15 protein-coding genes and 2 pseudogenes are annotated in these 19951 nt (G+C 64.6%); 9 read left to right on the forward strand and 8 right to left on the reverse strand.

The annotated features are described in order from the left end of the window. Positions 1–254: 254 nt before the first annotated feature. Both IEY36_RS12590 and IEY36_RS12595 read left to right on the forward strand, forming a co-directional pair. The gene (locus tag IEY36_RS12590) at positions 255–1643 is read left to right on the forward strand and encodes an SIR2 family protein (RefSeq protein ID WP_188967436.1); all 1389 of its coding nucleotides are present in this window, start codon (positions 255–257) and stop codon (positions 1641–1643) included. After that, a complete protein-coding gene (locus IEY36_RS12595) occupies positions 1636–3630 on the forward strand; it encodes an ATP-binding protein (RefSeq protein WP_188967437.1) in 1995 nt (664 codons plus the stop codon). Before IEY36_RS12590 ends, IEY36_RS12595 begins: the two co-directional genes overlap by 8 nt. 284 nt (positions 3631–3914) lie before the next feature. On the opposite strand, the gene IEY36_RS12600 is transcribed toward IEY36_RS12595, so the two are convergent. Beyond that, on the reverse strand, positions 3915–5873 hold the full coding sequence (locus IEY36_RS12600; protein ID WP_229681282.1) for an alpha/beta hydrolase domain-containing protein: 1959 nt from the start codon (positions 5871–5873) through the stop codon (positions 3915–3917). A 115-nt stretch (positions 5874–5988) separates the two neighbouring features. Here IEY36_RS12600 and IEY36_RS12605 point away from each other — a divergent pair. Together IEY36_RS12605 and IEY36_RS12610 are read left to right on the forward strand one after the other, a co-directional pair. Continuing rightward, positions 5989–6282 (forward strand): annotated as a pseudogene (locus IEY36_RS12605) (Y-family DNA polymerase); the annotation flags it as partial. A 329-nt stretch (positions 6283–6611) separates the two neighbouring features. Then, positions 6612–7259: a hypothetical protein gene (locus tag IEY36_RS12610; protein ID WP_188967438.1), complete on the forward strand. Its 648-nt coding sequence runs from the start codon at positions 6612–6614 to the stop codon at positions 7257–7259. Positions 7260–7511: 252 nt separating this feature from the next. Here IEY36_RS12610 and IEY36_RS12615 read toward each other — a convergent pair whose 3' ends face one another. The 3 genes from IEY36_RS12615 to IEY36_RS30615 form a co-directional block, all read right to left on the reverse strand. After that, positions 7512–8201, reverse strand: a complete 690-nt coding sequence (locus IEY36_RS12615) for a DUF5681 domain-containing protein (protein ID WP_188967439.1) — start codon at positions 8199–8201, stop codon at positions 7512–7514. Further along, complete coding sequence (locus IEY36_RS12620) at positions 8198–9151, reverse strand: DNA-methyltransferase (protein WP_229681283.1); 954 nt, start codon at positions 9149–9151, stop codon at positions 8198–8200. Before IEY36_RS12620 ends, IEY36_RS12615 begins: the two co-directional genes overlap by 4 nt. Before the next feature lie 75 nt (positions 9152–9226). Next, positions 9227–9535 (reverse strand): ParB/Srx family N-terminal domain-containing protein, encoded by a 309-nt coding sequence (locus IEY36_RS30615; protein ID WP_229681284.1) that lies wholly within the window; start codon positions 9533–9535, stop codon positions 9227–9229. A gap of 537 nt (positions 9536–10072) precedes the next feature. Between IEY36_RS30615 and IEY36_RS12625 the strand changes: the two genes are divergently transcribed. The 3 genes from IEY36_RS12625 to IEY36_RS12635 all read left to right on the forward strand — a co-directional run bounded on the left by IEY36_RS12625 (position 10073) and on the right by IEY36_RS12635 (position 14643). Further along, positions 10073–11125, forward strand: a complete 1053-nt coding sequence (locus IEY36_RS12625) for an amino acid ABC transporter substrate-binding protein (RefSeq protein WP_188967440.1) — start codon at positions 10073–10075, stop codon at positions 11123–11125. A 214-nt stretch (positions 11126–11339) separates the two neighbouring features. Then, the gene (locus IEY36_RS12630) at positions 11340–12926 is read left to right on the forward strand and encodes an ABC transporter substrate-binding protein (RefSeq protein ID WP_229681285.1); all 1587 of its coding nucleotides are present in this window, start codon (positions 11340–11342) and stop codon (positions 12924–12926) included. 121 nt (positions 12927–13047) lie between these two features. After that, positions 13048–14643 carry a gamma-glutamyltransferase family protein gene (locus IEY36_RS12635; RefSeq protein WP_188967441.1) on the forward strand — a complete coding sequence of 532 codons (1596 nt, stop codon included), beginning with the start codon at positions 13048–13050 and terminating at the stop codon, positions 14641–14643. 80 nt (positions 14644–14723) lie between these two features. Here the strand turns inward: IEY36_RS12635 and IEY36_RS12640 are convergent, their stop codons facing one another. Further along, positions 14724–15515 (reverse strand): GntR family transcriptional regulator, encoded by a 792-nt coding sequence (locus IEY36_RS12640; RefSeq protein WP_188967442.1) that lies wholly within the window; start codon positions 15513–15515, stop codon positions 14724–14726. Between the two features lie 128 nt (positions 15516–15643). Between IEY36_RS12640 and IEY36_RS12645 the strand changes: the two genes are divergently transcribed. Together IEY36_RS12645 and IEY36_RS12650 are read left to right on the forward strand one after the other, a co-directional pair. Further along, positions 15644–16771 carry a threonine aldolase family protein gene (locus IEY36_RS12645; protein WP_188967443.1) on the forward strand — a complete coding sequence of 376 codons (1128 nt, stop codon included), beginning with the start codon at positions 15644–15646 and terminating at the stop codon, positions 16769–16771. 70 nt (positions 16772–16841) lie between these two features. Beyond that, the gene (locus IEY36_RS12650) at positions 16842–17390 is read left to right on the forward strand and encodes a serine dehydratase beta chain (RefSeq protein ID WP_229681286.1); all 549 of its coding nucleotides are present in this window, start codon (positions 16842–16844) and stop codon (positions 17388–17390) included. Positions 17391–17412: 22 nt separating this feature from the next. Here the strand turns inward: IEY36_RS12650 and IEY36_RS31335 are convergent. From IEY36_RS31335 to IEY36_RS12660, 3 genes and pseudogenes are all read right to left on the reverse strand, one after another. Then, positions 17413–17682, reverse strand: a pseudogene (locus tag IEY36_RS31335) (hypothetical protein); the annotation flags it as partial. Positions 17683–17954: 272 nt separating this feature from the next. Continuing rightward, entirely contained in the window at positions 17955–18809 is an 855-nt protein-coding gene (locus IEY36_RS12655) for a PhzF family phenazine biosynthesis protein (protein ID WP_188967444.1), read from the reverse strand. Between the two features lie 48 nt (positions 18810–18857). Then, on the reverse strand, positions 18858–19619 hold the full coding sequence (locus tag IEY36_RS12660; protein WP_188967445.1) for an AraC family transcriptional regulator: 762 nt from the start codon (positions 19617–19619) through the stop codon (positions 18858–18860). Positions 19620–19951 lie beyond the last annotated feature (332 nt).

Here is a 19951-nt window from a genome sequence, read left to right on the forward strand (position 1 = left end):
TCCGCATGGCCATGATCCGCATCATGCTCCGCCGACTGGCAGCAATGCCCTCAGCATGAATCGGAACTTCCCGGATGGGCTCTGAGGCGCAGACTGGACGAACCTTGCACCGCAGAAGTGACGTCCGAAGCTTAAGGAGAAAGGTGCATTAAGTAAACTGATAGCGTAATCAGAGACCGCAATTGATGTAATGACAACAGGCGGTGCTGGATCGCTTGACCGTCCTGAGGCATGCCGGAACGACAGGGGACGCTATGACGGCAACGCCGCCGGATCCGATCGACTATCAGCTTATCGGCTTGGCCGAAGATGGCGGGGTCGGGGACCTGCTCGCCGGCCTCGGTCAGAAGCAGGGACGGATTCGCCTGCAGGCGCTGATTTCTGAATGGCTGCGCATGGAGAATCTGGTTGTCCTGACCGGCTCAGGCACATCGGTCTCCGCGGGCGGCAAGACCATGGCCAATCTCGAGACGGCAATTTTCGACACCATCCAGGCGATGGCCGATCTGCCTGCCTCCATAGCGCCGATCCTCGAAGCTCGCCGGCGCAATGTCCAGCATGCCAATCTCCTTAGCGAGCCGATCGGGTTTGAGACCTGGCTGTCCTTCGTGGCAAATGCCCTGGTCGTCGCGGAGAATGCCGGCGGTCCGTTCGGAGCCGTCGCCTGGCCGAATACGCCCGGCCCAACCAAGGATGAACTCAAGTGGTTCGTCGACCGCCTGCGAATCGCGATCTTCGCCGAATGCGCGCTGTCGCTGCCCGATAGCGCGCAGGCGACCACCGCGGACAAGATCGCACCGCAGCTGGCCTTCCTCTCCAAGCTGGTCGCGCGTGACAGCAATCTCGGGCGCACGCACCTCTTCACGCTCAACTACGACACACTGTTCGAACAGGCGCTCGAACTTCTCGGCGTGCAGTATTTCGACGGCTTTACTGGCCGCGCCGCTGCGCGTTTCGACCCATCGGTCTATGGCCTCGACATCTATTATCCCGGCGAAGTCGCCGAAGGACGCGTGCGCCGCTTCGACAAGTTCCTCCACTTCTACAAGTTGCACGGCTCGATCCACTGGTTCGAGCAGGGCCTGGAGATGCGTGCCCGCCATCCCGATCTTGCGCCGTATCGCGCCTATGCCAGCATGACCACGTCCGAGAAGGCCGCAGCACTTGTCCCGCTGGCCCAGAACGCGCGATCGGTCGGGATCCTGCCCACTGCCAACAAGTTCGCGCAGACCCTGGCCATGCCCTATGCGCACCTCTTCCGCTCGTTCCAGGTGCGCCTCGGCATCCCCCAAACCTTCCTGCTTGTCCTCGGCTACGGGTTCGGCGACGATCATGTGTCGCGGATCATCGAAAATGCTCTGATGAACCCATCGCTTGTCATGCTGGTGGTCGAACCCAATCCCAACAGCCCAGTGATTGCGCGCATCCGACGCTACAAGGATCTCGGCAAGCGCGCCTTCGTGCTGTGCCCGACCGAAGCCGGCTTCGCCCTAGAGCCCTTTGCGCATGCGACATTCGACGATTTCGCCCGCACGGTGATGCCGGACGTTCAGTGGCTCGACGACTTCCTGCGACTTCGCCGCTTCGAAAAGCAGATCGCCTCGTCCGCTACGCCCGCCACCTCGGATGACGCGGGTGGATAATCCGCGCCTCATCGGTCACATTGTCTCGGTCCAGGGCTTTCGGGTAAAGGTCGAGTTGCTGCCGGAAACCCGTTCGGCGATGCGCGCGACGCTCGACGGCGTTCAGGCCGCAATCGCGATCAATGCCTATTTGACCTTTGCGCTGGGCGCCGGCGAAACGGTGATCGGCATCATCACGGATCTTGAAGCGCGCGAGACTTTCGATCCGGGCAGCAGCGACGATCTGAGTCTCGAACTGATGAAGCCACGCCGAGTTGCTAGCGTCCAGCTGCTCGGCACGATCGAGCATAATGACGACGAGCCCTCCTTCAGTCCGGGCATCTCGGTTTTGCCGACGCTCGACACGCCGGCGGAGATCGGCTCGCCTGATATCCTGCGCGCTGTCTTCGAGATTCCACCGCGACGCAACAAGCCCGAGGGCTATGACGAGAATGACTTCGACTGCGATCTCAAGATCGGTTTCCCGACTGGGCAGGCGTGCAATGTCGTGCGCGCCTCCTATAACGATCTCTTCTCGCGGCCGCTCGCTATCGTCGGCAACACCGGTTCGGGCAAATCCTTCTCGGTCTCCAGCCTGATTCAGAAGGCGATGAAGGCGCTCGACGGGGCGCGCGAGGAGCCGCACGTTTTCATCCTCGATATCAATGGCGAATATGCCAAGGCCTTCCCGGCCGCCGAACCCGAACAGCGGCTGCCCGATCGCATTTACCTCAACGGCAAGGAATTTGCGCTGCCGCTATGGTTTCTCAACGCCGAGGAGATCTGCGCCTGGCTCAGCGCGTCAGAACAGACCCAGGAGCCTGTGCTTAAGGATTGGTGGGCGATCGCAAAGGGCGGCAATGCGACCGCGGCCGCGAGCATGGGCGCGTTCCAGAATGCCATGAGCGCGCTCGACCAACTGCTAACCGAACTCACCAGGATCAAGAAGAAGGCCGCCGGCTCCTACTGTGACGCGGTCACCGGCCATCTCGCCGGGACCGGGATTGACACCACGGCCTTCACCGCCTTGTTCGCCGCGCATCGCTCGGTCAATGACTACAACACCGAGGTGATGAACAATCAGGCAGCGATCGCAGCGGAATCCGAGACGCTCAAGGACGCGATCCGTGCGAAGATTGTTGGCGGCAGTGGCGCGGCCGAGGCTGGTGCGCGTACCGCCGATTCCCCGTTGCCGATCGCGCGGGCGACGCTGACCGATCCATCGCTTATCAACCGCGCGGTCTCCAAAGAGGATACATTCCGGGTCGATGCGCATCTGACGACTTTGAAGCTGCGCCTGAGGACGCGGCTCGACGATAAGCGTTGGCGCGCCTTCCTCAATTATGAGGAAGCCGCCACTCAAATCGACACGCTGTCGTCCTGGTTTTCCTGCTTTGGCCTTGGCACCGACACCGGCCCGAAGGTCTCGGTGCTCGACCTGTCGATGCTGAGCAATGAGGTATTGCCCTATGCCTGTGCAGTCATTGGCCGAGTTCTGCTTGAGACGCGTGAGCGATTGCCTGCGACCTCGCGCTACAAGCATCCGTGGGTGGTGGTTCTCGAAGAGGCGCACAATTATTCCCGGCCGGCGCGGTCGGACGAGGATCGCGGTCATCGTCTGGCGCGGCTCACCTATGAGCGGGTCGCCAAAGAAGGCCGCAAGTTCGGGCTGTCTTTGATCATCGCCAGCCAGCGGCCGAGCGAGATCAGTCAAACCATCATCAGCCAATGCGCCAACTTCATCAGCCATCGGCTGCAGAACCCCGACGACATTGACCATTTCCGCCGCATCATCCCGATGCAGGCGCGGCGGCTGCTTGACCAAGTGACGATCCTCGCCTCAGGTGAGGCGATTGTGTTCGGTAGCGCCTTTCACCTGCCGACGCGTGTGCAATTTGATCGGCCCGATCCTGGACCATACAGCCAGACTGCCGCACCGTATCATGAGTGGCACAAGGAAGCGTCGGCCTTCCCGCTCGGCGAAGTCATGGAGGCTTGGGGCACCTGATGCGTACTCACTTGGAATCTTGCGCCCGGACCGTTTTTTTCGGCGAGAAGCACGCGATCGCCATTCGATATGGCTAGACCGCTTTCAACTCGATATCGGTCGTTCGAGGAAAGGCTGAACGAATGGCCGCTTTCGGGATCAGAGTTCCGCCCATCGAACTACCGATATGGGCGCAAAGCAGTCAAGGAGCTTGACCACATCACAGCAGCCGATGCCGGACGCGCCGTGCCGCCTCGACAGTGAAGCGGCGACGCCGATTGCTCGGTCGACGCCGTCGCGCGACGCTACCTCCGCAACCTCGCAAGAGTATCGGCTCTGGCGGACGCGACAATCGCATCGACATCTTCGGCCAGCATCAGTCTCTCAGCAACCAGCCGCCCCGCGGCGGTGCGTACGGCGGCAACGTAGTCGTCTTGTGCCGCATAACGCTCCTCGATCGACAACCTTGGGTCGCGGGCTGACTCACGTTCCACGCGGGTGACGGCAAACGGCAACACGGCGCCGGTATTGTAGCATAGCGCACCCGGTGCGAAGCCCTCCGCGCGCGGGTTCCAGCCGGTATAGGTTGCGCGCGGCACTTCGAGCGCTACGCTCCGCACGCCGGCTATGGCGTTGCCGTCGGCATCCACCCGCGGCACCAGCACCGCGTATTCGCCGCGCACCACCGGCGGCACGACGCCATTGTCCACGAGCTGCGCCGGACCATAGGCCCCGCGATACCCCAGCGCGGCGATCCCCGCATACAGTCCGGCCGCCGGCACCAGCGTGCCCTGGCTACGCATCGGAAAGCGCGTGGCGGGCGGTTCCACGCCCTCACGCATCCAGGCCTCCATCGCGACCAGCAGCGCGCGCATAGGCGCTCCGGCATGCAGCGGATTCACCGGCAGGGCACAGCGATCCAACGGCGCAGCCACCGCACTCGCCAATGCGAAATGCGGATGCCCGGCCATGGCATAGGCGCGCACTTCTGGCGGCAGGTCGATGTGGTTGCCGCGCGTATCGGTCACCAGCAGGGAGGCTCGTGCACCCCAGAATTCGTATTCGCTGTCGGTCTGCATCACCAGTGGGCAGGTGCTGGACAGGCGGCAGCGCAGCAGCAGCCCGTCGCGCCGCCCTGTCAGGTGGTCCTCGGTGACAGCGTAGGTGAAGGGAAACTGGTCCGCGGGGTACAGCCTGTCGCCGTGCGGTGTCGGGTTGCGCCCGGGCTGCGCAAAGCGTGCATTGGTGAAGGTGCGGCGCGTGCCGGGGATGTGCGGCAGCATGGCGTCGTAAACACGCCGGCCCCGCTCATCCTCGTTGAAGCCGAGATAGAGGAAGTCGCGCACGAAACGCCCAGATTGCGAAACGCCATGCAGCATGGCGCGGTCCACCGAGACACGGCCCTCGACCGCCAGCGGATTGGCGGCGCCGCGTTCACGCATCAGGAAGGCGCCGACGTCGCGCATCGCGGCGAAGGCGATACCCTGCACCATTGGGTCGCGCGCCGTGTAGATGAATTCATACAGCGCGCCCGCGTCGAAGCCGGCGGGGCGGGTGATCTCGATGCGCGACGGATCGACGAAGCGGAAGCTCATGTCCGGTGGGGTCTGGCGCTCATCCTCGAAGCGGCCGCGCACGGTCAGCGTCGCGCCCTGCTGGCTCGCCGCCGGATAGGTAAGCGGCACGGTGACCGGGCTGGTGGTGGAGTCGAACAGGAACTCCTCGCGCGACACACCGGTGACGTTCGGCACCACCGGTGCTTCCAGCCGCAGCCCCGCACCGCGGCCCTCGCCTGGTGGAATGTCGGCCTGCCAGCCGACCCAGGCCAGGGTCAGGCCCTGGCGTAGCAGGAAGCCGTTTCCCGGGTTCCGTCCGTTCATCAGGCCATTCGCCGCACCATCATTGTAAAGCTGACCTACGAGTTCGCGGCCACGGTTCGGCGCCTCGACGATCAGCGTGCCATTGCCGCGGAAGGGCTGGACGGGACGCAGCAGTACCACCTCGGTAACCGCCTCGACACGGCCCTGCGCGTTGCGCGGTGCGAGCGCGATGTCAGCGATCAACGCATTGCGCGGATCGGCAGGGTCGAGCGCTATGGTGGCGCGAGCGGCGATGCGCGCATAGCGGCCGGCTTCGCCGAAGGAGCGGCCCTCGAAGACGATCTCAGGGGCGCCGACCTGTTCGAACCGTATCACTTCGGCACGCGGCGCCACCGCAAGCATGCAGAGGCCAACCACGGCCAGCGTGGCAGATCGAATGCACATGGGAACGTTCCTCCGTCAGAAGAGGTTAGGCTGCAACGGCTGCCGAAAGGAAGTGGGGCGGCCGACGTCGCCATCGAGCTGTTCCCTGTACGTTCTAGGCGCTAATATGTCGCGGATGACGCTCCCGGGCCGCAAGATCATCCACATCGACATGGACGCCTTCTACGCGTCGGTGGAACAGCGTGACGATCCGTCGCACCGCGGCCGTCCGGTGGCGGTTGGGCACGGTGCGGCGCGGGGCGTGGTGGCCGCTGCGAGCTACGAGGCGCGCGTCTTCGGCATCCGCTCGGCCATGCCGTCGGTCACGGCCCTGCGGCAGTGCGCGGAACTGATCTTCGTCCCGCCGCGCTTCGAGGTGTACGGAGCCGTCTCGCACCAGATCCACGCGATCTTCGCCGACTACCCGCCATCTCCGAACACATACCCCCGAGCGATGCTGTCCCGCGCCGCGTGTACACGGCCGAGAAAGTTCTGCTGATGTTGTGCATCACGACAGATGTGCCGATTAGACCAAGGACGTTCCGATATGAGTTTCCTTGCAATTGAATAGTCATGCCGATGTCGCTGCGACGAGCCGATCCTCTTCTCGGCATATGAGCACCACGCGTCCACGCAGGAAGTTCCTCGAAGAGCTCGCCGAATGGCCTGTTTGCTCGACTGTTGAGAACGCTGAAGCATTGCTCGCGTTGAAGACGTCGGCGACCAGGAAGTCGTCGACGATGCAAGTCTGAGGCGAGAATGCACGATCGAAGATCTCAGGAGCCCCTGGACGTTCCGAAAGACGTCCTGGCGCCAAAGCGCCGCGGCCATGGCATGGCGCTTCCACAGCGGCTGCGAATGATGGCAATACGACTGGAGGCAGGACTGCGCGAGACGCCGCAGCGCTTCATCCCGCTCGCGTTCCACGCGGCGCGTCTTGATGAAGAGGCCAGGCGTCGCCTTCTGCACTTCCTTGTTTCCGACGTTCAGCGCGAAGCGATCGCGTCACCGACCTGCCCTCCGCGTGTGCTCGATTTGCTGGACCGCGCGCGCGATGCCGTCGCGGGTGAATCGCCCGAGTGCGATGAGCGCCGACGCACGCTGGCCAATGATATCCTTGCGCAGGAGATGCCACGCCGGCGAAGGCGTCACATCCATTGCCACGGAGCAATCACATCGGATCGACGCCTGCTGTTCCTCCGCACTGTTCTACTAGCGGAGGAAGCCGACGCGTTCACCCCCCTCAACCTGTGGCGGGTCATCGCCTATGCGATGGCCGACTATGACTATGACCACTTCGTCCTGAAGGGACCGCACATCGCTGTGCGTGTCCGCGCGCTCGCACATTGGGTCGAGCGCGAGATGGCATCTGCACCCGTGGATGCGGAGACGAGCTGCCGCTCATAAGTGGGCGGCGGCTTGCGCTCGTGCTCGGATATCAGCGTCGCTGTCGCGATCGCATCGCCTGTAGGACGGAGGCTGCATCCGGCACCCAACGAACGCCAAGCCGGGACATCGGCCGTGTCGGCAATCGCAGATTGCGATGCGCACGGAGAAAAGGAACGTTGCCCTCCGCGCAGCGTCGCTCGAGGTCGTCGCCCCAGGCCAGCATACCACGCCCACTGATGGGCAGGATCTCGGCCTCCAGCGCCTCGCCTGTCAGCCGGAGCCTCGGCGGCAGGCGATGGCGCCCAAGCAAATGCGTTGCCATGTAAATGCCGATGCGCCCCACTGGATCCGTCGCCGAGGGCAGGCAATTGTCCTCGTCGAGATACACCGCCATTTCAAAGCCAAGCCGTTGAATGCTAGTGCCTGCTTCTCTGCCTTCAGCCCTTCAGCATCGATGGCGCCAAGAAAAGTAACCTCCAGCCGGCGGTAGTTCAGCTCGATGTCCTCCGGATGCGGCACCCACTCCGGTTCCGGCAGACCCTGCTTGATCGCGGCCGCAATATCGTTTCGCGCCGTCTCCTGATAACCCTCCCAGAACTCGAGGCGAGCCTTTTGCGCCTGATGGAAGCGTTCATCCTCAGCCTTCAGTAGATCAAAGAAGGTCCGCTGTGCCAGAACCCCACCGCGCATGGCCGCAAGGGCCAGGGAGCGCGCCGCAGCCTCCCGGGTGGTGACCTGCTGGCTGCCTGAGGCATCGTTGATGGTGAGCATGCGCGCCGCCTCAGCGCGCAACGCCTCGGCTGTCGGATACCGCGCCTCAATCCAGTTCGGCTTCACCTCGCGCTTGCGCGGCCTCCCGCGCGGATTGCCGGACTGGCCCTTGCGGAACTGGCCAGATTTGGGCGGGCGCTGATACCCCACCCTATCCTGCTCGGCATCATCGTCACGATCCTCGGTCATGCCGCCTGACCTCCCTGCGGGACGAGGCCACGCGCCGCAGCGACGTCCTCGAACGCCTTGCGGCTATCTGCCAGGACGGCCTCCTTCCCGGTGAAGGTCTGAAATCGCCGGATAATGGTGTCGCAGTAGTGAGGATCATATTCGATCAGGCGTGCAGCTCGCCCTGTCATTTGGGCTGCCATCAGCGTCGTTCCCGACCCGGCGAAGGGATCCAACACCAGGTCTCCCCGCCGCGAGCAATCGCGGATCGCATCCGCGACCAATGCCACCGGCTTGACCGTGGGGTGCATGGCCAGCTCCTCGGCGCGCTTGCCCCGGATGCTACTGATCCCGGGGTAGTCCCACACATTGGTGCGGTAGCGCCCGATATCGCCCAGGCCGAAGTTGTTCACATGCGGCGCGGCACCATGCTTGAACACGAAGATCAGCTCATGCTTGGAGCGATAGAAGCTCCCCATGCCACCATTGGTCTTGTTCCACACACAGAGGTTCTTCAGTTCGAGCTCGGCCAGGCGACCAGCGGCGGAGAGCTCCTCCAGGTGCCGCCAATCCATGCAGACATAGAGGATGGCGCCATCCTGGCAGCGGGCGGCCATGTTGGTCAGGGCTACCGTCAGGAAGGTGCTAAACTCCGCCGCCGCCATCTCGCCCACCCCCATGGCGAACTCCCGATGGCGGACCCGCCCGAGGCCACAGACATGCCCGTCGATGGGCACGTTGTAGGGTGGGTCGGTGAAGACCAGCCCGACCTGCCCACCCTGCAGCAGCCGATCATAATGGGCCGGGTCGCGCGCATCGCCGCAGAGCAGGAGGTGGTTGCCGAGGCACCAGAGATCGCCAGGGCGCGATACAGCGTGCTCTGGCATGTCGGGGATGCGATCGGCAGCGCTGTCGTCCGGCCCCGGCTGCTGCTGTCGTGCCAGGTCGAGGGTGAAATCGACCTCCGTCAAGCTGAAGCCCGTGAGCTCCACCTCGAAGCCGGCGTCGATCAGTTCCTGGAATTCCAGGGCGAGGAGGTCCTGGTCTCACCCGGCATTCAGCGCCAGCTTATTGTCGGCCAGCGCATAGGCTTGGCGCTCCTTGGATGTCAGGTCCCCCAGCGGCACCACGGGGATCTGGTCGATGCCGAGCAGTTTCGCAGCGGCAACCCGGCCATGGCCGGCGATGATGGCACCCTCATCATCGACGAGGACGGGGTTGGTGAAGCCGAAGCGCTCGATCGAGGTGGCGATCTGGCGGATCTGCTTGCGGCTATGGGTGCGCGCGTTTCGCCTGGCCGGCGTGAGGCTGCTGACGGGCCGGTAGTCGATGGCGCGCGTGGGGAGATCTCGCATGATGGGTTCCCGATGCGGTGACGATGGCGACGGAACCGCGATACGGGGCGATATTCATGAATTCAAACTATTTGATACACGATCTATACATGCTCTTAATGACCTCTTAGAAGCCTCTTAAAGGCCTCTTAGACCTCTACACTCTATTGATTCGAAGAGTGAAATTAACGAACCAAATCATTTTCAAGAACAAATCCGCCTGCGAATCGGCGTGCGCGATGCCTGTACTGGGCGAAGGTCGCGCAAAAATCGTACATCGCCATTTCGCCGCCCATCACTGAGAGGTTTTGGCGGACCGGATGTCAGTCCTAGGCGGAGGATGGAGCGAGCCGAGTTGGGACCGGTCCCAAACTTAGGCGGAATGCGGAGCCTGATGCGCTGCTTTGGATCCTTCGCGGAAATTTTTCCGCATTAAAGAAGGCGGGGGCCGTCCCGAAGCGGGCTCCTCTGCATCAGAGATCCGTCACAGATCCTTGCATCCTATAGGTTGACGTCGAATCATATATGATTTCTGATCTGCGAAGGAGGACCTTCCCCATGATCGCTCGCCGTCCGCTAATCCTATCCGGCTTCGCCTTGATGCTCGCCGCGGCCGACCCGGTGCCCGCCAGCGCCCAGACGACCCCCACAACTGCGCCTCCTTCTGCCAACACTCTCGCCGTCGTGCAGGCGCGGGGCGTGCTGAACTGTGGCGTTAACGCGGGCGTTCCCGGCTTTGCTGTGCCCGACAGCGCCGGCGTCTATCGCGGCCTGGACGTTGATATCTGCCGTGCGCTCGCCGCTGCGATCTTCGGCGACGCCGACAAGGTGAGCTACCGCGCCGTGACCGGGCTGACCCGTTTTCCCGCACTTCAGAGCGGCGAGATTGACGTCCTCACCATGGAGGTCACCTGGACCTTCGGGCGCGATGCGGGCCTGAACGTCAACTATACCGCCATCAACTACTATGACGGCCAAGGCTTCCTCGTGCGCCGTTCATCCGGTGCGCGATCGGCGCGCGACCTCGATGGCGCCACCATCTGCGTGAATCCGGGGAGTGCGACTGAGCTGAACTTGGCCGACTATTTCCGCCAGCACGGCATGCAGTTCGCGCCCGTCATCATCGAGACTGGCGCTGACCTTGTACGAGCCTACCTCAGCGGTCGCTGTGACGCCCTCACCAGTGATCGCGGCCTTCTCGGCGCGCGGCTGCACTCCTCCATCCCGAATCCCTCCGAACACGTCATCCTACCTGACGTCATCTCCAAGGAGCCCTATTCCCCCGTCGTGCGGCACGGCGACGACCGCTGGGCCGACATCGTTCGTTGGACCGTCTGGGCGATGCAGGAAGCAGAGGAATATGGCGTAACGTCAGCGAATGCGGAGGCGATGCGGTCATCGAGCAACCCCACCGTCCAACGTCTACTCGGAGTGACCGGCGACTTCGGTCCGATGCTCGGGCTGCGGCCGAACTGGGCGTACGACATCGTTCGACAGGTGGGCAACTACGCCGAAAGCTACGACCGCAACCTTGCTCCGCTTGGGCTGGAGAGAGGGGCAAATCGCCTGTGGCGCGATGGGGGTCTACTCTACCCGCCGCCATTCCGCTGAAGAGCATTGCGACAGCACTTCTGATGGCCGGCCGAGCATGTTGGAGCCGCGAGCCGCGATGCCCGGCCCGCTCGACCGCGGCAATGCGCCTCCGGCGCTGCCGTCCCGCAGGAAGACATGGCCAAGCGCGGCATGCGTGCTTTCGCTTGAGACCATCCGAACAACCGACATGCTGGGACCAAGCTGTCCGTCCCGCCGCAGAAAGGGGAATGCGATGATGCCCACGAAGCGCCGTTCTATTCTGGCCGCAACCGCCAGTGCGGCCCTTGCACGGCCCAGTCGGGCGCAATCTTCATCCGCGCGCACACTGCGCCTGGTACCCCAGGCGGATCTTGCCAATCTGGATCCGATCTGGACGCCCGCCGCGGTCACCAACAACCATGGCTACACGGTCTTCGACACGCTGTATGCGCTGGACGAACGGTTGCAGGTCCGGCCCCAGATGGCCGACGGGCACCAGGTCTCGGATGATGGGGTCACCTGGACCATCAAGCTGAGGTCAGGGCTGATATTCCATGACGGCGAACCCGTGCGCGGGCGCGATTGCGTCGCCAGTCTGCTGCGATGGAGCAAGCGTGACGGCTTCGGGCAGATGCTGGCCAGGGTTGTCGACGGCTGGGAAGCGCCGGACGACCTCACGATCCGCATTAGGCTCAAGAGCCCTTTCCCGCGACTGCTTGAGGCGCTTGGCAAGCGTTCCATCTTCACGCCCTTCATCATGCCCGAGCGGCTGGCGCAGACCGAGCCTACCCGACAGATCACGGAAATGATCGGCTCCGGCCCCTACCGCTTCGTCAGGGATGAATGGTCGTCCGGCAATCGCGTCGTTTATGCGCGGCACGAGGCCTATGTGCCGCGCGACGAGCCGGCGAGCCTGCTGGCTGGAGGCAAGCATGCGCATTTCGATCGCATCGAGTGGCGGATCGTCCCCGATGCCTCGACGGCAACCGCAGCGCTGCTCCGCGGTGAGGTCGATTGGCTTGAGCAGACCATGCCCGACCTGAACCCGATGATGACGCGCAATAGCAATGTCCGGGTCGAGGCGCTGGATCAGTACGGCACCCTCTCCTTCCTTCGCTTCAACTCGCTGACGCCGCCCTTCAACAATCCCGCGTTGCGCCGCGCGGTGCTCGGGGCCATCGACCAAGACGCCTACATGCAGGCTGTCACCGGCGGAAACATCCGCTGGCAGCGCTGCGCTTCGATGTTTCCCTGCGGCGTGCCATTTTCCAACGAGGTCGGTGCGCCGTTCCTGCGATCGCCACCCGACCTGGCCAAGGCGCGCGACGCCATTGCCGCGGCAGGCTACGCCGGGGAGCGCGTGGTCATCATGAGCCCCAGCGATTTCGCGTCCATCGCCCCGCTGGGCGACATTACGGCGGATGCCCTCGCAAAAGCCGGCATGAACATCGATCTGCAGACCATGGATTGGGGCACGCTTGTGCAGCGCCGCGCGTCGCGCGCGCCAGTGGAGGCAGGCGTATGGAACATCTTCCATAGCTGGGCACCCGCGACCAGCATGATGACGCCCGCCTTCAACGACTATGTGCGTGGGCTTGGCGCAGGTGGCTATTTCGGCTGGTACGAGAATGCCAGAATCGAGGCGTTGATCGGTGATTGGCTCACGGCCTCCACCGACCAACAACAGCAAGCCATCTACGACGCCGTCCAGGCCGAAGCGTGGGCGGCCCCGCCAACCATCATGCTCGGCCAGTACTTCCCGACCACCGCTTATCGCGGCGACCTGACCGGCCGGATCACCACCAGCAGTCCGCTGCCGTGGAACATTCGCCGCGCCTAGGACAGGTCGGGTTCGGCCGGAAATAGCCAGCGCTCGACGATGCCCATTGAAGAGAGCCTGGAGCAGACGGCGGGAACGCGCCGTGAAGGCAGCATGCTCCAGAACGAGCAGAGGAAGCACGATGGACGGAAAACGCCCCACTGTCGCGTCGCTCACCGGGATGGTGGCCGCGGCGCATCCACTCGCTGCACAGGCTGGCGCCGGCGTACTGTCGCGCGGCGGCAACGCCTTCGATGCCGCCGTGGCGACGGCGGCCGCGTTGAACGTCGTCGAGCCTGGGATGTCGGGCCTGGCCGGACAGGGTGTGGCCAGCTGCTATGTGGCGGCTGAACGGCGCGTTCGCACGCTCAACTTCGTGACGCATGTGCCGCACCAATTTCCGGCCGGCCGCTTCCACGACCGCGAGGAGATGCGCAAGGGAGCGCACACGCCAGGCGTGCCCGGCAACCTCGCGGGATGGTGCGAGCTTCTCAGGGCGCATGGCAGCCTCTCTTTGGCGGAGGTGTTCGCGCCGGCGATCCGGCTTGCGGAGGAGGGCTTCCCTCTCACCGAGATGAACACCGACCACATCAACCGTGCCGCCGCCGCATTTCGCGCCTTCCCATTCTTCGACGACTGGAATGCGACCTATACGGCCGGCACAGGGCGTGTCGCCCTGCATCAGATTCTGCGACAGCCGAATCTGGCGAGGACATTCGAGGCGATCGTCGCGAAGGGGCCGGATCATCTGTATCGCGGCCCGCTCGGGGAACAGATGGTCCAATACCTCGCCTCTCACGGCGGCTGCCTCACCATGGCTGATCTCGACGCGGTGCAGCCTGCGTGGAGCGATCCGCTCTCCCTGCGCTATCGCCATCTCACCGTCCACACGCTGCCGCCACCGAGCGAGGCGTTCCAGCTTCACCTGACGTTGGCCGTGTTGGAGAGCTTCGACATTGGCCGGCTGGAACCGCATGGCGTCGAATACCTCGACATGCTCTGGCGGACCATCCGCGTCGCCGCCGGCGAACGCATTGAGCACAACAAGCCGGATAACGAGACGCTCGACCGGCTGCTCGCCAGCGTCAATATCGATCGCCTTCGGGCGCAGGTCATGGCACCCGGCGTCATCGACGGCCTGACCGAGCAATGGCTGCCGCGCGCGCCGGACATGAACAAGGAGAACACGACCTCCTTCTCAATCATGGACGCAGCCGGGAATGTGGTGTGCCTCACGCAGAGCCTGGGCGACCTCTTCGGCTCCGCGGTCGTGATCGGCCAGACCGGCGTCTGCATGAACGACTTCCTGTATTGGGCCGAGACGGACCTGCGCGGCCGCAATGCGCTTGTGGGCGGCAGCAGGCTGGCCTTCCCGACCGCACCGATGATCAGCACCGTCGATGGCGAGCCGGTCCTCGCGCTCGGCACGCCGGGCAGCTACGGCATTCTGCAGACACAGCCGCAGGCGCTGGTCCAGTACGTGGATTTCAGGCGCGACCTGCAAGAGGCCATCGAGGAACCGCGCGCACGGCTTTTCGACGGGCGGGTCGTTCATCCCGAAAGCCGTCTGCCGCCCGCGACGCTAGCTGCATTGGCGCAGCGCGGCCATCTGGTGCAGGAGACGCCGCCCTGGAGCATCCTCGTCGGCGGCATGCAGGGGATCGCGCGTGATCCGGCCTCCGGCGTCATGATCGGTGGCGCGGACCCGCGCCGCGAAGGCTATGTGGCACTGGCGTGAGGCGCCGATGGCGGCCGACATTGTTGGCGCGCTGCCTCTGGTCGAGACCGGCGCCGATCAGCGCGCTTGCGCCGGGCGGCTCAGCCTTTGTTCTTCCGCCCCTCGATCAGCGTCTGATAGTTGGCCAGGACCCGTTCAAGCGCGACGTTGATGTGTGCTTCCAGGATGGCCACTGCGGTCGCCGTGTCGCGACGTTCGCAAGCCTCGAGCATCGCCAGGTGCTCCGCGAGGATGTAATCCGGAACGCCGATGCCGCGTGCCATGAGCGTGGCATAGCCGTATCGGTGTGAGATGGCGTGCGCCTGCTCGATGAAGGCGAGGAGGTGCCGCCGCCCACAGGGCGCGTAGAGCGCCATGTGGAAGCGGAGATTCCATGAGAAGAGAAGTTCGAGCGGGACGCCTTGTTCCGCCTCCTCGAGCAGCGCCCTGGCGCGTCGGGTATCGCGGCTCGTGAGGTCCGGCATCGCCAGGCGGAGAGCGAGCGGCTCGAGCACCAGGCGCGTCTCATAGGCGTCCTGAAGTTCGAGACTGCTCTCGGGCGCGACGACGAAGCCCCGGTTGCGCTCGAAGCCGACCAGGCGGGATGCCTCCAGTTCCCTCAGCGCCTCGCGGACGGGAATCGGGCTGATATCGAGGGAGCGGGCGACGGGATCGATGCGAATTGCCTCCCCACCGGGCAGCAGTCCGATGACGATCGCTTCGCGAAGGACGGCGGCGGCGAAGGCCGGGGCGGGCTGGTCGCCGCGCCCGATGCGTTGGGCGAGCGCGCCGAGAGGATCGGCTCGGCTGGTATCGGAAGGCGCGCGGGCCTTGCCGTCCGAAGGCGGCCGGGGCGCTTTGGAGGAGCGAGTTGAGGTCACGGGGGCACTCATGTCCGATCCGACGGTTCAGGCCGCAAGGGGGACGCGCGCGGGGGAAGAATCATATATATTGACACTAAATCGTATATGATATTTTCTCGCGCCATGATCGCTCCCATCAGAAACACATTGGCGACCACATGCTAGTTCGCGATGCCGGACGCAACGAGCATGACGTGACCGCGCGCGGTCACCCGCGCCATCCGGACGAGGCCAAGCGCGGAGCGGTAGCGGATTTTCGCTCGGACCTCATGGCCGGCATTCCGCCTGCCGCGCGCGAGGCCATGCTACGGGCGGCAGCGCAGGATCCGGAGATGGGCTCTCGCGACGATCCCCACCAGTCGCGGCTGGAACGCGTCGTGGCGGATCTCGCCGGCTTCGAGGACGCCCTGTTCGTGCCGACCTGCACGCTTGCCAACCAGATCGCGCTCCGCCTCTGGTGCCGGCCGGGCGATGCCATGGTCGCGGCCGCGGACAGTCATGTTGCCGGGCAGGAGGCGTCGAGCACGGCAGGCCTCGCTGGCGTGACGGTGCGGCGCCTGGCGGGGAGGCGAGGGCATCTCGCGCCCGAGGCGGTGCAGGCTGCCCTTGCCGCGCCACGGCGCGCCGAGGAGCAACCCACCACCCTTGTCTGGCTGGAGAACACCCACATGCGCGCGGGCGGCAGCGTGGCGCCTGAGGGCTGGGGCAGGGCGATCGCCAGTGCCTGCCGGGAAGCGGGGGTACGCCTGCACCTCGACGGCTCGCGCTTATGGAATGCTGAGGCAGCTACGGGACTTTCCCTCGCGGCCCTTGCCACGGACGCGGACAGTCTCTCCCTCAGCCTCAACAAGGCGCTTGGCGCGCCGGCGGGGTCGCTTCTCCTCGGCGGCCGCGCCTTCATCCGCGAGGCGCTTGCCGTGCGGGCGACGCTTGGCGCGAATTGGCGCCCGGTCGGCTTCCTCGCGGCCGGCGCCTTGGCGGCGGTGAATGGAAGGGCCGACCGTCTGCAGGACGACCACCGGCGCGCTCGCCTGCTGCATGTCGGGCTGTCGCGCGCCCTCGGGCCTCTCGCGGGCGAACCGCCCGACACGAATATCGTACTCGTCACGACCCCGCCGGGAATGGCCGCCACCCATGCCGCAGCGGCGCTGCAGGAAGCGGGTTTACTGGTCCTGCCACTCGATCGCGCGACGCTCCGGTTTGTTGTGCATGCCAGAATCGATGACGACGCCGTGGTAAGGGCCGTCGACGTCACCGCCCGCGTTCTGAATGCCACGCCTGGGTGATGGTGCGGGCCCCGGCGCCGTGGGCGCCTGATCCACGCTCGAGTGTGCGGCGGAAGGCAGCGAGGGAACGATGATGCGCCACGACGCCCTGGATGATGCCTGGATCGGACCTCTTGATCTATTCCGGATTGGCCTGGGTCCATCGAGTTCGCATACGGTTGGCCCAATGGTCGCCGCGGCGCATTTCGCGGCGCTCCTGCCGACAGGTGTCGAGCGCATCTCGGTGCATCTGTATGGATCCCTTGCCCTGACGGGACGGGGGCATGCGACCGACACCGCCGTGCTGCTCGGCCTTACCGGCGCCCGGCCCGACGAGCTCGACCCGGACGATGCCGCAGCGATCGCGTCCGAGGTGCGGGCGCGACGACGCCTACGATTGCCCGCCGGCGGGGAGGTGCCGTTCGTGCCCGCCTCCGACATCGTCTTCCATCCTCGGGAATCGCTGCCGCGGCACACCAACGGCGTTCTGTTCTCCGCCATGGCCCGCGAAGGGCCCTTCACGCGCACCTACTATTCGATTGGTGGGGGCTTCGTCGTGGATGAGGAGGGGCTCCCGCTCGGGTTCCACCGCCGTTTGAGCCGACGATTACGCTCGCGCGATCGACAGTCATCGGGATGACGCGACAAGCATTCGTCATGAGAATCCCGACAGCCTTCCCGACATCAATCGTGCGGCCACCGCCCAGAGCCAGGATCGCTGTCGCCTGATGCGCCTTGCATTGTCGAAAGCGTTGTTGACCGTGGCGTCGCTTGGGTCGGGCTCGATCTCCGAGAAGATCGAATGTGCGACACCGGCATGGTCGAGCGGCGCAAGAATGCGAACGAGGATTGGACCTCAGCGCATCGCCGGGTAGGCGGCGATGAGGACCCGCTTGATATTCAGCGCGGGAGTAGCTCGGTGGGCTTTTCATGCGTATTGGAGTCAAAATAAAACAGGTCTTATAGAAGAAGTTCTGGGTACTTTATAATTTAATATAATTATTAGTGGCGATGACGATCGTACATATACTGTCGTTCGATGGGTTAGGTGGGCATTTTGATATTATGGTCGGGGTGGAATGATGCAAATAAGACGAATGAATATATCGAATATTGTCAATCATTCGTAGTATCCATCCGGGAGCAGCCTAAATCCAGCTGATCGTGCCCACTTCCAGTAGAGCACTGCAACGACGGGTCATGATCATGGATGGGTAACCTCGTCCAGGAGCTCCACACGGCCGGACAGCCGCAATCCCGTGCCATCGGGACCTCGGCGGACGAAGATCTCGGAAGGCCTGCCCATCGCTTCTCCCTGCCTTACGGTCAGCACGAGCGGCGCGGCGCCGAGAGTGCAGAGACCCGCATAGAGCGCGGTTGCGGCGATGCCGGTCGCGGCATCTTCCGGATAGCCGGAGTTCTGTGGGAATTGCCGCGCATGCGCTGAGGCGGAATTGGCCAGAACGTAAGGGTAAAGGCCCGTGGAACCGATCGCCTCGCACGCCGCGCGTACCGCGCCCGGGTCGGGCGCGAGCGCATGCAGCCGCGCGACATCGCGCAGGGGAATGAGCGTCTTGATGCGGCTCGTCGTTGCATTTAGGACCGGCGCATCGGCAAGATCCGCAGCGGTGATGCCAAGGGCGGTGAGGATTGGGGCAAGGTCAGCCACCGCCGCGGCGCGGCCGGCGGGCTGGGTCAGTTCGACGGTATCGTCCATGAAGATCGCACGTACCGGCCCGGACAGCGTTTCGATGTGCAATGTGGCGCCGGGTGCCTCGCCGCGGCGCCGCAGCAGCCAGGCGGCACCCAGCGAGGCGTGGCCGCACATCTCCATTTCATGCGCAGGAACGAAGAAGCGAAAACGGCGATCCGCTGACGCGGAATCCACGGGCGGCAGGACGAAGGCGCTCTCATGGCCATGATGGGCGGCGATCAGGCGCATCGCCTCGCCCGTCAGACCGCGCGCATCGGGTACGATCGGTGCCGGGTTGCCGCCGCCCGGCGCGGCCGGAAAGACAGAGACGAGAATGGTTCCGGGAACTCGCGGGGCCGATGACATGCCCTGCTGATACCAGTTGGGCCAAACATTCGCGCGCCCGATCGGGCCTTAGGAACGTCCCGATCGGGCCATCTTCGGAGAGTGTCCGGCATGGCGCCGGAACAGTCGTGCAAGATGGGAGGGTGAGTTGACGCCAACCGCGCCTGCGGCTTCGGTGACGTCGGCGCCCGCGGCAAGGCGCCGCGCGGCGGCATCGACGCGGATGCGCGCGAGATGGGCGCCGATCCCCTCATTGAAATGGTTGCGGAACAGCCGCGTTAGGTGCCGGCGTGACACACCGAACCGCGCTGCGAGAGCGCCAAGGTCATGTCGCCCTGCGGGCTCCGCCGCGAGATGGGCAGCGACCGCCCGGACCAGGGCAGCGCCATGGTCGCGCGCCAGGGCCGGCAATCCCTGATCCGCGACCTCGGCCAGGATGAGCTGGTCGACCAGGCGTGCGCGCTCGTCGCTGCGGCGCAGGCTGTCCCGATAGCCGAGCAACGGCAGCAGCGCCGGCGGCAATGGCCCGGCACGCCAGCCGGCACTGCGCGGCAGCCAGCCCGCCAGTTTGCCGTCGGCCGCGTAGAGCACCAGGTGCTGATGGCCTGCCGCCCCAGCGCGCGTCCGATGCCCCACGCCTGCCGTGACGACAAGCGCCTCGCCGGGACGCAGCACGTGTTCCGACCGGCCTCGGCTGTCGAGCGCGAAGCGCAGCGAGCCGGCACGCGGCATGAGAAGCATGGCGCAGTCATGGACATGCCAGTCGGTGGCATAGTCGTCGCCGCCGACAGTCGTTGCAGCCCAATCGGTATGACCCAGCGAGAAGTACATGGTACCTGGAGGATAGACGAAGGGTGAGCCAGAAGGGAGAGGGTTGTGCGACGCGGGCGTCCTACCGTGACGGGGGCCAGCACTTCTTCGGGGATCAGTTTCGTCAGGTCGAGCACATCGAAGTCGAAGGAAGAGGGGGCGAGCAGGAAGGCAGTTCTTCCCTTGCGGGAACTGACCACTTTTGATCGTGAGGCAGTGCGCCGCCCAACCTCACCCACAGAAGCGCCAAAGCTCCCGTTGGCCAGTCGCCTCCATTGTCTCCACGCCTTTGATAACGAACATCGCGCAAACAGAGAACCCTTGCGCGGGCACGAGGCTAGTGAAGAATGATC

The organism is Neoroseomonas lacus, from assembly GCF_014644535.1.
Classification (GTDB): domain Bacteria; phylum Pseudomonadota; class Alphaproteobacteria; order Acetobacterales; family Acetobacteraceae; genus Neoroseomonas; species Neoroseomonas lacus.